The sequence below is a fragment of the Bradyrhizobium sp. INPA03-11B genome (assembly GCF_040446015.1).
Classification (GTDB): domain Bacteria; phylum Pseudomonadota; class Alphaproteobacteria; order Rhizobiales; family Xanthobacteraceae; genus Bradyrhizobium; species Bradyrhizobium macuxiense_A.
Genome location: NZ_JASGSR010000162.1, coordinates 1 through 14,744 on the forward strand (window position 1 = coordinate 1; position 14,744 = coordinate 14,744).

Annotated in this window: 13 protein-coding genes; 3 read left to right on the forward strand and 10 right to left on the reverse strand. The window is 65.6% G+C overall.

What is annotated here, in order from left to right:
• The 6 genes from QMZ05_RS37030 to QMZ05_RS37055 all read right to left on the reverse strand — a co-directional run.
• Positions 1-1,180: DUF1116 domain-containing protein (locus QMZ05_RS37030; protein ID WP_353705249.1), on the reverse strand; the 1,180-nt coding region annotated here is incomplete at its 3' end.
• Positions 1,181-1,190: 10 nt separating this feature from the next.
• On the reverse strand, positions 1,191-1,379 hold the full coding sequence (locus QMZ05_RS37035; RefSeq protein WP_050420843.1) for a hypothetical protein: 189 nt from the start codon (positions 1,377-1,379) through the stop codon (positions 1,191-1,193).
• Positions 1,380-1,579: 200 nt separating this feature from the next.
• Positions 1,580-2,476 carry a DUF2877 domain-containing protein gene (locus tag QMZ05_RS37040; protein ID WP_353705250.1) on the reverse strand — a complete coding sequence of 299 codons (897 nt, stop codon included), beginning with the start codon at positions 2,474-2,476 and terminating at the stop codon, positions 1,580-1,582.
• A gap of 60 nt (positions 2,477-2,536) precedes the next feature.
• Complete coding sequence (locus tag QMZ05_RS37045; protein WP_353705251.1) at positions 2,537-5,071, reverse strand: branched-chain amino acid ABC transporter ATP-binding protein/permease; 2,535 nt, start codon at positions 5,069-5,071, stop codon at positions 2,537-2,539.
• Positions 5,068-5,943, reverse strand: coding sequence for a branched-chain amino acid ABC transporter permease (locus tag QMZ05_RS37050; RefSeq protein ID WP_050420846.1), 876 nt, complete (start codon positions 5,941-5,943; stop codon positions 5,068-5,070). Before QMZ05_RS37050 ends, QMZ05_RS37045 begins: the two co-directional genes overlap by 4 nt.
• A gap of 40 nt (positions 5,944-5,983) precedes the next feature.
• Positions 5,984-7,186, reverse strand: coding sequence for an ABC transporter substrate-binding protein (locus QMZ05_RS37055; RefSeq protein WP_353705252.1), 1,203 nt, complete (start codon positions 7,184-7,186; stop codon positions 5,984-5,986).
• A 142-nt stretch (positions 7,187-7,328) separates the two neighbouring features.
• Here QMZ05_RS37055 and QMZ05_RS37060 point away from each other — a divergent pair, with 142 nt between their 5' ends.
• From QMZ05_RS37060 to QMZ05_RS37070, 3 genes are all read left to right on the forward strand, one after another.
• Positions 7,329-8,312: a polysaccharide deacetylase family protein gene (locus tag QMZ05_RS37060; RefSeq protein WP_353705253.1), complete on the forward strand. Its 984-nt coding sequence runs from the start codon at positions 7,329-7,331 to the stop codon at positions 8,310-8,312.
• 17 nt (positions 8,313-8,329) lie between these two features.
• Entirely contained in the window at positions 8,330-9,550 is a 1,221-nt protein-coding gene (locus QMZ05_RS37065; RefSeq protein ID WP_353705254.1) for an amidohydrolase family protein, read from the forward strand.
• A gap of 142 nt (positions 9,551-9,692) precedes the next feature.
• Positions 9,693-10,430 (forward strand): TetR/AcrR family transcriptional regulator, encoded by a 738-nt coding sequence (locus QMZ05_RS37070; RefSeq protein ID WP_353705255.1) that lies wholly within the window; start codon positions 9,693-9,695, stop codon positions 10,428-10,430.
• A gap of 52 nt (positions 10,431-10,482) precedes the next feature.
• Here the strand turns inward: QMZ05_RS37070 and QMZ05_RS37075 are convergent, their stop codons facing one another.
• From QMZ05_RS37075 to QMZ05_RS37090, 4 genes are all read right to left on the reverse strand, one after another.
• Positions 10,483-12,075 (reverse strand): gamma-glutamyltransferase family protein, encoded by a 1,593-nt coding sequence (locus QMZ05_RS37075; RefSeq protein WP_353705256.1) that lies wholly within the window; start codon positions 12,073-12,075, stop codon positions 10,483-10,485.
• Positions 12,076-12,253: 178 nt separating this feature from the next.
• Entirely contained in the window at positions 12,254-13,141 is an 888-nt protein-coding gene (locus QMZ05_RS37080) for a 2-hydroxy-3-oxopropionate reductase (RefSeq protein WP_353705257.1), read from the reverse strand.
• Positions 13,142-13,266: 125 nt separating this feature from the next.
• Positions 13,267-14,052, reverse strand: a complete 786-nt coding sequence (gene hyi / locus QMZ05_RS37085) for a hydroxypyruvate isomerase (RefSeq protein ID WP_353705258.1) — start codon at positions 14,050-14,052, stop codon at positions 13,267-13,269.
• A 37-nt stretch (positions 14,053-14,089) separates the two neighbouring features.
• Positions 14,090-14,744: thiamine pyrophosphate-dependent enzyme (locus QMZ05_RS37090; RefSeq protein ID WP_353705259.1), on the reverse strand; the 655-nt coding region annotated here is incomplete at its 5' end.

Genomic DNA, 14,744 nt, shown 5'->3' on the forward strand with positions numbered 1-14,744 from the left:
CGCCGGCACCGACCTGGCCGATGCCGGGCTCGCGATGCGCGATGCCGGTGTTGATGACGGGCACCACGCCGGAATCGACGACCAGGCGAATATCGATGCCGGTCGGCACGCCCGCGAAGTCCATCGCAGCGATGGTCCATTCCGGATTCTGCGCGACCGTGATCTCGCCCATCGAGCGGGTGAAGTTGCCGGCCTCGGACGGCGCGCCGGCACCGACGAAGCCGGCTACGGCCGGCGCTGCCGCCATCGCAAATCCACCGAGGCCGATCGTCTCGACGATGGCGGAATCGCCCATGTCCGGATTGGCGTCCTTCTCGGAATAGCCGGCGAAATACAGCCCTTCCGGCATTTCGACCGGCGCGGTGAACCACTGTTCGCCGAGCCCAGAGACGCGGATGCCGAAATCGGTGCCGTTGCGGCACATGGTGGTGACGATGGTCGAACCGCGAATGCCGTTGGCGGGATCGGTGATCGCCTTGCCCATCGCCATCGCGATGTTGAGGAAGAACTGATCATTCTGCCCGATGAACGCGAGGCATTCGGCGAGCACGGCGTTGTCGGTCGAGGTGCGCGCCATCCAGGGCGCGATCTCGCGAAGGAAAACGCTCGAGCAGGCGAGATTGCGCTGATGCAGTTCGTCGCCCATCGACAAGCCGCGCGCGACGATCGACTTCAGGTCGATGCCGCCGGCGGCACGGATCGCCTTGCCCAGCATTGGGCCGAACACGTCGCGCAACCAGGCAAGCCGCTTCAGCACGCTCGCGTCGTTGCCGCCGAAGCGCATCACCTTGCCGAGCCCCTCGTTGATCGCGCAATAGGCGCGGTTGGAGAAGCGCGCGTTCTCGACCACGAACAGCGGCATCGACATCGTCGTCATGCCGGTCATCGGGCCGACCGCCCCGAAGTGATGGTTCGGGTGGAATTCGATCTCGCCGCTGGCGGCGAGCTTGGTCGCGGTCGGCAGATCCTTTGCCCATCCCTCGAACACGATGGCGCCGGCGACCGCGCCGCGCATCGGGCCGCACATCCTGTCCCAGGATATCGGCGGTCCGGCGTGGAGGATCATCCGCTCGCGCAGGCCCGGGATCAATTGGCGGGCGGGAACGATGTCGATCAGCCGCGGCTCTCCTTCGAGGATCCGTCCGAGCGCCTGCTGGTTTGCGTCTTCGATCAGTTTCATCGGTGCGCCCTCACACACCGAGCTTCGCGAGCAGGGCCGCCATCTGCGGATCGCCGCCCGCCGACGGCTTCCAGTCGACGTGAACGACGCCGATGTCGCAGTCGCGGAGGTCCTTCACGAACCCCTCAAGCCCGACATTCACGACTTCGACCTTGCGCGCCAGCAACTGCTGATATTGCGGCCTATCCTGATCCGTCATCGTCTCCGCCCTAAAGTTCGTTTTCGTTTTGTCGAGATAATAAGAAAATACTTACTTAGTCAAGACCGGATTCTCGGGAAATGCGAAATCTCTCTTCGCTGTCGTTCGCGGATTTGGCCCAGAAGGAATCCCGCTAAAAAAATGCTCCGAACTTCGTTCGGAGCAGTTTGGGAGAACTCAAATCTTGACCGATGGCGGCATCATCGTCCGCGAAGTTCATGGCGCAAGACGATCAAACTGCCTGCGAATGCATCCAGTCCGGATGTATGCCCGATCGCCGAGAGCGCCGTGAGCGCGCGACGAAATCCGGCGCCCTCGCCGCTCATCGTTGCATGAATGGCGTCGTGCAGCGCTGCCGCGCCGTAACCCAGTGCCGCCGCGCGTAAATGGATTCGGCTGATGTCATTGGTGCCGTCGAGCAGCGCGCGGCATTGTTCCCACAAAGCATCGCGACGTCCGATCCGTCCCAGCGCGGCCAGCGCAATCAGCGCGCCGCCGATCAGGTCATCGCCGGACGGCGTAAGTCCCGGCCCGAGACCGATCAAGCTGCCGAGCGAGAGGCTCTGATCCGCATCGTCGTCCGAGCCGGCCACGACTTGCGCGAGAGCCGCGAGACCGGGCGTGGCAGCCCGAACGAGGGGAGAAACATCGCTCGGCACCCGTCCGGACCCGGCCACGGCGAGGCCTTCCGAAGTCAGTTCTCCGCCCCACACCGCATCGACCGCGTCGAGGCCGCGTCGCAGGCTGCTCGCCGACCAATGCGGTGTAGCGGGCGGCGCCCAGACGGACCGCGCGGCGAGATTTGCGAGCGGCGTCCCCGCGACCCACAGTATGGAGTCCGCGACCCGCACGGGGTCGCCGACCGCAAGTCGCGGCCATCGAAAGTCGCCGAGCACGTGCAACGGCCCCGATCCGATACCGGCCCGTCCAACGCAGATCCAGATCCCGTCGATGACGGCGTAGAACGACCGTTCGAACACAGCGACGACCTGACCCGCGGCGCGATCGCGAAGCGCCCTGTCGGCAAGGAGCCCCACTTCCACGCCGGCGCAGACGGCCGCCGCGGGCCCGGGACGCCGCTCGCCCCGCGCACCCATCGGACCAGCCTGCCTTCCGTCAGTTTCGCGGCCTCCGACCAACATCCGCCCTCGCCTCCCTCAGTGTGCCTGGGCCGCGAAGCGTTGCGGCGCTCCGGCCTGGGCCTCTCCGCCCAGATAGGCCGCCTCGAGCAGCGGATCCTCGGCGATGATGTCGGCGGCGCCGCTCTTCAGGATCGCGCCGGTCTCGAGAAGATAGGCCCGGTCGGCCAGCGCGAGCGCGTGGCCCGCCATCTGGTCGACCACCATGATGGTCGTGCCCTCGCTGCGCAGCCGCTCGAAGGACGCGAACAGTTCATCGACGACCAGCGGCGCCAGGCCGAGCGACGGCTCGTCCAGCATGAAGATCTTCGGTCCGGTCAGCAGCCCGCGCGCCACCGCGAGCATCTGCTGCTCGCCGCCGGACAACAGGCCGGCGCGCTGGTCGATGCGCTCCTTCAGCCGCGGGAAGCGCACGAACATCGCCTCGATCTCGGCATCGAGGTCGAGGCCCTTGCGCGCATAGGCGCCGAGCTCGAGGTTCTGCTTCACCGTCAGTTCCGGAAACACCTGCCGCCCTTCCGGCACCAGCACGACGCCCGAGCGAGCCCGAACATGCGCGGGCATCGTGTCGATGCGCGTCTCGGCGAGCCGGACTTCGCCTGTGGATCGCGGCGGTTCGAGACCTGCGATCGACCGCATCAGCGTGGTCTTGCCGGCGCCGTTGGCGCCGAGCACGGCAACCGCCTCGCCGGGAGCGACCACCAGATCGATCCCGTTCAGGGCGCGCGACAGGCCATAGAACGAGTCGAGCGTCTTGACTTCAAGCGCAGTGCCCTGCCGCGCCGGCCGCGGCGCACGGGCCTTCTCGCCCGGCGTGGCGTCGCCCAGATAGGCCTTGCGGACCTCCGGATCGTTGCGGATCGCCGCCGCATCGCCGATCGCGATGCGCTTGCCGCCGTCGAGCACGACGATCAGATCGCTCAGCGACATGATCATCGGCATGTCGTGCTCGACGATAATGACGGCGATCCCGAGATCGGCGATCCGGCGCAACAGCGTGGTCAGCCGCTGCTTGTCGCCCTTCGAGAGGCCCGCCGCGGGCTCGTCGAGCAACAGGATGCGGGGCCGCAGCGCCAGCGCGCGCACGATCTCGACCAGCCGCTTCTCGCCGTGCGACAGCGAATCCGCGAGACGGTCGACGTCGCCATCGACACCGGCAAAGCGCAGCAGGAACCGGGCGAACCCCTCGGTCTCCGCGTTGCGCAACGCAGAGACGATACCGCCGAGACGGCCGACCCGCTCGGCGAGCAGGATGTTTTCCAGGATCGTGAGCGAGCCGAACAACTGCGTGGTCTGGAACGTGCGCGCCACGCCGACCCGCGCCAGCAAATGCGACGTCATGCCCGTGACATCGCGATCGCCAAGCATCACCGTTCCCGCCTGCGGCCGGTAGAAGCCGCAGAGCAGATTGAGCGCGCTGGTCTTGCCGGCGCCGTTCGGGCCGATGATGCTGGTGACGGCACCGGGCGCCGCCTTGAACGAGACGCCCTGGACGGCGCGCACGCCGCCGAACGAGATCGAGAGATCGGTCACGTCGAGCCCGGCCGTGTTGTGCGTTTCGAGGATCGCCGCATCGGCATGCGCCGGCGCGATTGCAGACTCGGCCACGGGCTTGCGTGCCGGCAGGAATTTTGCCGCGAGCTGCTCCGCGAGGCCGACGATGCCGGACGGCGCGGCGCGCAATACGACGAACAGCAACACGCCGAAGGCCAGCAGGCGATACTCGGCGAGATCCGACAGCGCTTCCGGCAGCAGCACGACCAGCGCGGCGCCGATCACCGGGCCGAGCACCGAACCGGCGCCGCCGACCATCACGCCGAACAGCAGCAGCACCGATTGCAGGAACGGAAACGAGCTCGGGCTGATATAGCCCTGCAGCGGCGCGAACAGCGCGCCGGCCAGCGCCATCGCGGCGGCCGAGATCACGAAAGCCACGGCGCGCACATGCACCAGATCGATGCCCAGCGAGCGCGTCGCGACCTCGGTATCGCGGGCCGCGCGCATGGCATAGCCCCAGCCGCTGCGCTTCAACCGCTCGAACAGGAAGAGGCCGGCAAACACCAGCACGATGCCCGCGATGGCCAGCGAGCGCTCGGACAGCGCGTAGCCGAACACGCTCGGCGGCGCACTCAGCATCAGGCCGTTGCCGCCGCCGGTGAGATCGCGCCACTCGATCGTGACGTGTTCGACGATGAAACCAAAGGCAATCGTCACCATCGCCAGATACGGGCCGCGCACGCGCAGCGCCGGCAGCGCAAGCAGGCCGCCGACGATGCTGACCAGCACGATGGCGCCCGCCGTCGCGGCAAGGTAGGGCCAGCCGGCCTTCTCCATCAGCAGCACCGTGGTGTAGGCGCCGATGGCCATGAAGCCGATATGGCCGAGCGAGATCTGGCCGGCGAGGCCGAGCAGGACGTTGAGCCCGATGCAGGCGATCGCGGTCAGCGAAATCGTCGCGATCAGGAACACCGCGTAGCTGTCCGCGACCGCGGCATAGAAGATGGCAATCGCGAACGCCGCGACCGCGATCAGAAGGGAAGCGCGAGAGATCATACCTTCTTAACTCCAGCTCGGCCGAGCAGCCCGTGCGGCATGATGACGAGGATGACGATGACGGAAGCGAACGTGATGATCTGGGTGTAGACCGACCCGAGATAGTTGGTCGCGAACACCTCGATCAGGCCAAGGCACAGTCCGGCCAGCATGACGCCCCAGGCGCTGGCGAGACCGCCGATGATCGCGGCGGCGAACGCCTTGATGCCGAACAGCGTGCCCATCTCCGAGGAGACGTTGAGCAGTGGCGCGATCAGCAGCGCGGCGACGCCCGCCAGCATCGCCGACACCGCGTAGCTCGCGGCGATGGCGCCGCTGACATTGATGCCCATCAACCGCGCAGCATTGGGATTTTGCACCACCGCAAGCATCGCGACGCCATGCCGCGTGCGGCGGCTGATCAGATGCAGCGCCAGGGCAAGCAGCAGGCCGACCACGGGGATCAGGAGCTGCAGCGGGTAGACCCCTGCCCCCTCCACGATCTGGATCGGCTTGGCGGCGAGCACCGACGGGAAGCTGCGCGGCTCCTTGCCGAACACGAACAGCATCACATTGTCGACGATGATGCCGACCGCAACCGTCGCCATCAGCCAGTTGTCCGACCCGCGCTGCACGAACGGACGAACCGCGAAGCGTTCAATCAGAACGCCGTAAACCGCGCAGACCAATAGCACCGCGGGGATGCCGATCGCGGCCGGCCAGCCCCACACGACGAGGAAGAAGTATCCGGCAACGGCTCCCAGGGTCATCGAGCTGCCCTGCGAGAAATTGACCGTGCCGGACACGGCGTAAGTGACGTGAAAGCCCAGCGCGAGCAGACCGTACATGCTCCCCAGCGCCATTCCGGTTATTATCGCCGAAAGAAACGACATCGATGATCACCCCGATCTGCTTGCTGGACGACCGCTGCCGTCAATTCTTGAACGGCAGGATGTGGTTGTCTTCGAAGTGCGCCCAGATGTAGTCCTGCGCCGTCAGCGCATCGTGCTTGTTCTGGGCGAACGGCTTCTCATAGGTCTTGATCAGGCCTTCCAGCCTGTCGATCCCGTAGAAGCCGTCACGAATGGCGGTCGGATCTGTGCTGCCGGCCTTCTGGATCGCGCCGGCGATCACCTGCACGCTGTCATAGGCATTGGCGAAGCCGACCGCAGGCGTCACGTCTGCGGGCCCCTTGATGTCCGGATACTTCGCCTGCAACTCGGCGAGCACGCGCTTGCCGACCGGCGAGAGGTTGCCGAAGAAGCTGTAGGTCTGGACGAACACGACACTCTCGGCGCTCGGCCCGGCAAGCTCGGTGAAGCGGCCGCCGGCCGGTCCCCAATGCGACACGATCGGCGGCGCCCAGCCCATCCGGTCGAGCGATTTCACGACCTGCGAGGACGGACCGACATTGCCGACCAGGAACAGGGAGTCGGCGCCGGCCTGCTTGAGGCGGGACAATTGCGCGACCACGTCGACATCGTTCGCCTCGAATTTCTCGACACCGGCCGGCTCGATTCCCGCCGCCTTCAGCGCGGCGCGCAGGCCATGCTCGTTCGATTCGCCCCAGGGATTGTTGACGAGGATGAGGCCCGGCTTCTTGGCGGCGAAGGTCTTGCCGGCGAATGCAACGATCGCCTTGTCGACCTCGTCGTCCATCGCCGAGACGCGGAACACATAGTTGGACGCAGCGCCGTTCTGCGTGATGTTGGTTCCGGCGGCCCATGGCACCACGAACGGCATCCTGACGTTGTTGACGAACGGCACGATCGCAAGCTGGACCGGCGTGTCGAGACCGCCGAGCAGCACCGCGACCTTCTCGCGCTGGATCAGTTCGCGCGCGGCGGTCAGCCCTTTCGCGGGATTGCTTTCGTCGTCGCGGCGCACCAGCTCCAGCGGACGGCCGAGCACGCCGCCCTTCGCGTTGATCTCCTCGATCGCGATCGTGGCGCCGCGGGTCAACGCTTCACCGGCGCGCGCCGACTGCCCCGACAGCGCCGTGACCAGGCCGATCTTGATCGGCTCGGCAGCCCGCGCCCGCTCCGCAAGCGGCAGCGAGCCGATGAGAATGGCGAGCGCGCCCTGCAAGACAACGCGGCGGCACAGCCCGGCAATGGGGGTACAAGCGTAGCTCATTTCTGCAATTCCTCCCGCTCCGACGGCTCCCGAGCCGCCTCTGGTCCGCCGCCGCCGTTTCCGCGGTCTTGACGGAAGTAAAAACTTTCTTCACAAATCGACGAATGTCAAGCGGCCGATCGCGCGCCGAATGGAGATTGCAATGCAGCGGGAGATTGGAGAGGAACCCGAGCGAGCCGTCTCGCGTGGCGTTCTCGGCGATGCAACATGCGCGCAAACGCCTGATCCGGCGCGCGGTCTCGTCTCTCACGACCGCTATCGCTACAGCGCGATCACGCGCCGCCCCGACTTCGTGTGGCCGAACGGAAAGCGGCTGGCGGTCTACATCGCGCTCAACCTCGAGCATTTCGCGTTCGGCGACGGGCTTGGCGCCGAGCTCTGCCCGGGCGGTCCACACCCGGACGTCCTCAACTACGCCTGGCGCGATTACGGCAACCGGGTCGGCGTATGGCGGCTGATCGATCTGTTCGACGAACTGAAGCTGCCGCTCTCGGTGCTCGCGAACAGCAGCATCTATCACTACTGCCCGGAAGTCATGGACGCCTTTCGCGCGCGCGGCGACGAGGTGGTCGGCCATGGCCGGACCAATTCCGAACGCCAGGGCGTGCTCTCCCCTGCCGAAGAACAGCGGCTGATCGAGGAAGCGACCGATATCATCGCGCGCGCCGAGGCACGACGGCCGCTTGGCTGGCTCGGTCCGTGGATCTCGCAATCCGCCGTCACGCCGGACCTGCTCGCCGAAGCGGGCTACCACTACCTGCTCGACTGGTGCATGGACGATCAGCCGGTGTGGTTCTCGACACGAGGTGGCGGGCGCATCCTGTCCGTCCCCTATCCACAGGAACTGAACGACATCCCCGCGATTGTCGGACGCAAGGACAGCGGCGAGCAGTTCGCGACCATGATCACGGACACGTTCGAGGAAATGCTGGCGCAATCCGCGAGGCAGTCGCTGGTCATGGGCATCGCGCTGCATCCCTATCTGGTCGGCCAGCCCCACCGGCTGCGGCCGCTGCGGCGCGCGCTGCAGGCGATCGTCGCCCAGCGCGACGACATCTGGATCACCACCGCCGGCGAGATCGCGGCATTTTCTCGCGCCCTGCCCGACGGCATCGTGCCGACATAAGAAACCGGAGACTTCAATTGAGCGCCATCGACACACTGTTCCGAAACGCGCGGCTGACCGATGGTCGGCTTGTCGAGATCGCCGTCAGCGGCGGCAAGATCGTCACCATCACGTCGTCCCGGCAAGATCACGGCGCAGTCGGCATCACCCATGATCTTGGCCGACGCCTGGTGCTCCCTGGCATGGTGGAAGGTCATATCCATCTTGATAAATGCTTCATCGGCGACGACTGGAAGCCGCATCGCCCCTGCACCGCGGGCTTCAGCGTGCGCGAGCGCGTCAGCTTCGAGAAGGAAGCTCTCGCCGGCGCCAGGCCGATCGCCGTTCGGGCAGCAGCCCTGATCGACCTCTGCGTCTCGCAAGGCACGGCTCACATGCGAAGCCATGTGGATGTCGACGCCGAGGTCGGCCTGCGGCATTTCGAGGCGATCGCCGCTGCCCGCGAGGCGCATCGCGAGAAGGTTTCGATCCAGATCGTCGCGTTTCCCCAGAGCGGCATCCTGACATCGCCCGGTACGGCCGAATTGCTCGAGGAAGCCGTTCGCGCCGGCGCCGACCTGGTCGGCGGACTTGATCCCGCAAGCCATGATGGTGACGTCGCCGGACATCTTGATGTCGTCTTCGGCATTGCCGGGCGGCACGGCGTCGGCGTCGACATTCACCTGCATGACGGCGGTCTGCAGGGCATCTCGGAGATCGAGGAAATCGCGCGGCGGACCAAAGCATCGGGCCTTGGCGGCAAGGTCACGATCAGTCATGCCTATGCACTCGGCGAAGTGGCAACTGACGTGGTTCAACGGACCGCGCAGCAGCTTGCCGAGGCTGGTGTCGCCATTCTCACCAATGCCCCAGGCGCGCGCCCGTTTCCGCCTGTGTTGCTGCTGCGCGATGCCGGTGTCACCGTGTTCTCCGGTAATGACAACATCCGCGATTCCTGGTGGCCCTACGGCGACGGCGACCTGCTCGAACGCGCAATGATGGTCGGCTATCGCTCCGGCTTCAACACGGACGATCAGCTGGCCGCGGCCTTCGACATGGTGACGGCCAACGCAGCGCGCGCGCTCGGCCTCGGGGATTACGGCCTCACGGTCGGCGGGGCGGCGGATTTCGTCGTGCTGGACGCAGGGCATGTCCAGGAAGCCGTGGTCGCTCGTCCCAAGCCGCGCGATGTCTACAAGGCCGGCCGCCTCGTCGCGCGTGGTGGCGTGATGGTGACCGAAGGCGCCCGGAAGCAGTGAACAGGGAGGAATCGCCCTTGACGAACAGCCGTAATGCCGATCTCAATCCCAGCTGCTTGCGCCGGGAACCGGACCGCTGCCCGTTGTGGCCTGATGCGGACCTGCCTTGCGTGACTACCCGAGCCCAGGCAAGGTTGACGCCGTGACAGAGACGACAGCACAGACCAGCCCCACCCGCAGTAACACCCGCGGAAAACGCCCGCGCGACTCCGCGCTCACCAAGGAGGCGATCCTGCGCGCGGCGACCTTCGAGTTCTGCCACAACGGCCTCGGCGGCGCACGCGTCGAAGCCATTGCGCAGCGCGCCAAGGCCAACATGCGCCTGCTATACGCCTATTTCGGCGACAAGAACGGGCTCTACATCGCGGTCCTCGAGGACGTCTACACCGAGATCCGCGCGGCCGAACAGCAGCTCAAGCTGGATGATCTCGAGCCGATCGCCGCGATGAGCGAGCTGATCGATTTCACCTTCACGTTCTTCGGGCAGCACCAGAACTACATCGCCCTGATCAACACCGAGAACCTTCAGCGCGGTCGCAACATGCGCAAGTCACGCAAGATTGCCGACCTCACCTTGCCGCTGGTTGCAAGCATCGAAAGCATCCTGCGGCGCGGCGTGGCGGCGGGCCTGTTTCGCGGCGACGTCGATCCCATCCAGCTCTACGTCTCAATCACGGCGATGAGCTATTTCCACGTGTCCAACCGGTACACGCTGTCGGCGATGTTCGACAAGGACCTCGGCGATTCGGACTGGCTTGCGCTGCGCCGCGAGCATGCGCAGGACATGATCCTGACCTGGCTGACGGCTCCCGCCGGGGAACGCAAGTACAAGTCCGCCGGATCGAAGACGACCGCGCAGCCCCGCAAACCGTCGCGCTAGCGGGCGATCCGCACGAAGCAGCATCGTGCGGATCATGCGCTGGCAATGCCCTTCAGCGGGTCGCAACGACGCCGTCGCTGCGCGGATCGCTGGCCCCTTCCATCAGGCCATCCGGATGCCAGACGATCGCGCCGGCATGGCCCATGAACTCCTCGAACGGGCCGGCCAACTGAATGTCGTGGCCGAGCGCGCGTAGCCGTTCGATGATCGCGGGATCGAAGCGGGATTCGATCTTCAAATTGTTGTTTTCCTCGCCCCAGGTGCGACCGAGCAGCCAGCGCGGCGCCGTGATTGCGGATTGCAGCTCCTGGCCGTGCATGGCGTAACGGCTGAAGATCGCGGCCTGGGTCTGCGGCTGCCCCTCTCCGCCCATCGTGCCATAGGAGATCAGCCGTCCATCGCCGAGCTCGGCCATCGCCGGCTGGATCGTGTGAAATGGCAGCCGTCCCGGATCCAGCCTGTTGGTATCGGTCTCGCCGAGACTGAAGCTCGTCCCGCGATTTTGCCAGGTGACGCCAGTCTCGGGGAGGATGACCCCCGAACCGAACTCCCAATAGACGCTTTGAATGAAGCTGACGCTGAGCCCATCGCGATCGGTCGCTGCGAGCCACACCGTATCGCCCTGCTTGGACGGATCGGGCCACGGCGCGGCGCGACGGTCGGAGACCGTTTCGTGAAGCGCGGCGAGCGACTGCTCGGAGAGGAATTCAGCGGCCGCACGCTTCATGTAGTCGGGATCGGTGACATGGCCGTTGCGAATCCGGAACGCAGCCTTGGTGCATTCGACGAGCCGGTGCAGATGATCGACACCATCGGCCTCCTCAGCCATACGCCGGGCATAGAGTGCCAGGATCAACAGCGAAGCCAGCCCCTGCGTCGGCGGCGGCATGTTGTAGACCTTGTGTCCGGACACCTCGACCGAGAGCGGCGTCACCAGCGATGCCTGATGCCGCTCCAGATCGGCCAGTCGCAGCGGGCTCCCGACCCGTTCGAGGTCGGCCGCCATCGCGCGCGCCAGCTCGCCGCGATAGAAATCAGGCAGGCCCGCCTTCGCCAGCCGCCGCAACGTCTCGGCGACACGCGGCTGCCGCAGCCGCGCACCGATCGCGAGCGGGCTGCCTTGCGGCAGATAGACCTCGGCATAGCCGGGCACGCCTTCGAGCTCATGCCGCTTCTTGCGGATGTTTTCATGCAGCGTGCTGGTGGCGGCGACGCCGTCTTCGGCATGACGGATCGCGGGCTCGAGCAGACGTGCGAGCGGCAAGCGGCCGTCATGACGATCGCGGCTGAGTTCATAGGCCTTCTGCCAGCCGTCGACGGTACCGGCGACGGTGAGCGCGGCGAGCGGGCCGCGGCCGGGAATGCTGCTGCAGCCACGCGCGCGATACCAGTCGCGATCGGCCGCCATCGCAGAGCGTCCACACGCCTGAATCCCGACCGGCGTCGAGCCGGCGCGGCCGACGAGCCAGAAGCTGTCGCCGCCAAGGCCGTTCATGTGGGGATAGACCACGGCAATCGTCGCGGCCGAGGCGATCATCGCCTCGATGGCATTGCCACCTTCCGACAACACGGCAAGGCCCGCCTGCGCCGCCAGGTGGTGCGGCGCGGTCACCATGCCGCCATAGCTTCGTTTTGTCTGCAACATCAGCTCGTTTCTCCCATCCCGGCATGTAATAATATTTTTACTTACCGTGTCAAGGAGCCAAAGACCCCAGCGGATGCGAGGGTTCGTTGCTCTTGCGCGACGCCCCCTCCCCGTGGGACCTTCATATCATCGAAAAGGGCTAACCGTTGGCGATGATCCATCCAGCTGGCTGAGACATTCAGGCAGCTGCGACCTCGTGGCCCGCCATGACTTCCAGCGCCTTCAGGATCGCCGAATGGTCCCAGGCTTTGCCACCAAGCGCGGTACAGGTGTTGAACAGCTGCTGGGCCGCTGCTGTGCCTGGCAGCGATAGCCCGAGTGCCCGCGCGCCTTCCAGCGCGAGGTTGAGATCCTTCTGATGCAGCTCGATGCGGAAGCCGGGATCGAAGTTTCGCTTGATCATGCGATCGCCGTGCACTTCAAGGATCCGGGACGAGGCAAAGCCGCCCATCAGCGCCTGGCGCACCAGCGCCGGATCGGCGCCCGCCTTGGAGGCGAACAGCAGGGCTTCGCTCACCGCCTCGATGGTCAGCGCGACGATGATCTGGTTCGCAACCTTGGTGGTCTGACCGTCGCCATTACCGCCGACATGGGTGACGTTCTTGCCCATCGTCTCGAACACGGGCTTCATCGCATTGAACGCCCGCTCCCGCCCGCCAACCATGATGGTCAGGCTTGCCGCCTTTGCGCCAACCTCGCCACCGGAGACCGGCGCGTCGAGATAGTCGGCGCCGAGCGCATCGATCTTGCGGGCAAACTCCTTGGTCGCCAGCGGAGAGATCGAGCTCATATCCACCACGATCATGCCCTTGGAGACGCCCTCCGCGACGCCGCCGTCGCCGAACAACACGGCTTCGACATGCGGGGTATCCGGCACCATGATGATGACGGCGTCGGCTTCCTGCGCGACTTGCTTGCCGGACTCGCAAGCGATGCCGCCGGCCGCAATCAGCTCCGGCGGAATGGGTGCGACGTCGTGCAGGAACAGGCGATAGCCGGCAGCCAGGAGGTGGCTCGCCATCGGACGTCCCATGGTGCCGAGCCCGATGAATCCTATGTCTTTCATTGTCGTCGCTCCTGTCAGCCGGATGAGAGCGTTTTCCAGCGAAGTGGATACCGGTTCGCGTGAAGAAAACACGTTAAAGAAAAAGTCCAGAGCTCCGTTCCGATTCAATCGGAACGGAAAATGCTCTAGGTCACGAGAGTCTGCGCGGCGTGCCAGGCGAGGCTCTCGAGCGTGGTCGTCCGCGGCTTGTATTCGCATCCGATCCAGCCGCGATATCCGATGCTGTCGAGATGCTTGAACAAATAGGAATAGTTGATCTCGCCGGTGCCCGGCTCGAAACGGCCCGGGTTGTCGGCGAGCTGGACATGCGCGATCCGGCCGAGATGTTTCTGCAGGGTCCGCGCCAGATCACCTTCCATGATCTGCATGTGATAGATGTCGTACTGGATGAACAAATTGGGTGAGCCGACGTCGGAAATCAGCTGCACCGCCTGTTCCGTCCCGCTCAGGAAGAAGCCGGGAATATCGAGCGTGTTGATCGGTTCGATCAGTAGCTTGATGCCATGCTGCGCGAGCGCGCTGGCGGCGAAGCGCAGATTGGGCACCAGGATTTCGCGTAGCTCCGCCGCGTCCGCACCGGAGGGAGCGATGCCGACCAGGCAGTTCAACTGCCGGCACTCCAGCGCCTTGGCGTAGTCGATCGCACGCACCACGCCGTCGCGAAATTCATCGACCCGATCCCGCAGGATCGCGATGCCCCGTTCGCCGGCGGCCCAATTGCCGGCCGGAAGATTGTGCAGCACCTGGGTCAATCCACAGCGCGACAATTCCTCCCGCAACGCGCCCTTTTCGAACTCGTAGGGAAACAGATACTCGACGGCATTGAAGCCGGCGGCCTTGGCGGCTGCGAACCGGTCGAGGAACGGCAGCTCGTTGAACAGCATGGTGAGGTTGGCGGCAAATTGAGGCACGGTCGGATCTCCGCTGAGGCAGCGCTGGATGATGTCGTCAGGCCGGCAGCAGCGTGCCGGATCGCTGAGCGCTCGGCACGTCATCGAGCGGAAGGTCGAGCACCTCCTCGAATTCGACGATGTTGTCGATCTCCGTTCCCATCGCGATGTTGGTGACCCGTTCGAGGATGAACTCCACCACCACTGGCACGCGGTGCTTCGCCATCAGTTCGCGCGCAGTCGCGAATGCCGCCTGTGCGTCGTTCGGATCCGTCACACGGATCGCCTTGCAGCCCAGCCCCTCGGCGACGGCCACATGGTCGACGCCGTAGGCGCCGATCTCGGGCGCGTTGATGTTCTCGAACGAGAGCTGGACGTGATAGTCCATGTCGAAGCCGCGCTGGGCCTGCCGGATCAGCCCGAGATAGGAATTGTTCACGACGACGTGGATGTACGGCAGATTGAACTGCGCGCCGACCGCGAGCTCTTCGATCAGGAACTGGAAGTCGTAGTCGCCCGACAACGCGACGATGTCGCGGTCGGGATCGGCGGCACGCACGCCGAGCGCGGCCGGCAGTGTCCAGCCGAGCGGACCGGCCTGCCCGGCGTTGATCCAGTTGCGCGGGCGATAGACGTTGAGGAACTGGGCACCCGCGATCTGCGACAGTCCGATCACCGTCACGTAGCAGGTGTCGCGGCCGAACGCCTTGTTC

What these genes read in the sequence shown, in the direction of transcription:
- QMZ05_RS37050 (WP_050420846.1), bottom strand. Translation starts at nt 5,943, where the DNA reads ATGTCGTTTCTTTCGGCGATAATAACCGGAATGGCGCTGGGGAGCATG.
- QMZ05_RS37045 (WP_353705251.1), bottom strand. Translation starts at nt 5,071, where the DNA reads ATGATCTCTCGCGCTTCCCTTCTGATCGCGGTCGCGGCGTTCGCGATT.
- QMZ05_RS37055 (WP_353705252.1), bottom strand. Translation starts at nt 7,186, where the DNA reads ATGAGCTACGCTTGTACCCCCATTGCCGGGCTGTGCCGCCGCGTTGTC.
- QMZ05_RS37035 (WP_050420843.1), bottom strand. Translation starts at nt 1,379, where the DNA reads ATGACGGATCAGGATAGGCCGCAATATCAGCAGTTGCTGGCGCGCAAG.
- QMZ05_RS37080 (WP_353705257.1), bottom strand. Translation starts at nt 13,141, where the DNA reads ATGAAAGACATAGGATTCATCGGGCTCGGCACCATGGGACGTCCGATG.
- QMZ05_RS37075 (WP_353705256.1), bottom strand. Translation starts at nt 12,075, where the DNA reads ATGTTGCAGACAAAACGAAGCTATGGCGGCATGGTGACCGCGCCGCAC.
- QMZ05_RS37040 (WP_353705250.1), bottom strand. Translation starts at nt 2,476, where the DNA reads ATGGGTGCGCGGGGCGAGCGGCGTCCCGGGCCCGCGGCGGCCGTCTGC.
- QMZ05_RS37060 (WP_353705253.1), top strand. Translation starts at nt 7,329, where the DNA reads ATGCAGCGGGAGATTGGAGAGGAACCCGAGCGAGCCGTCTCGCGTGGC.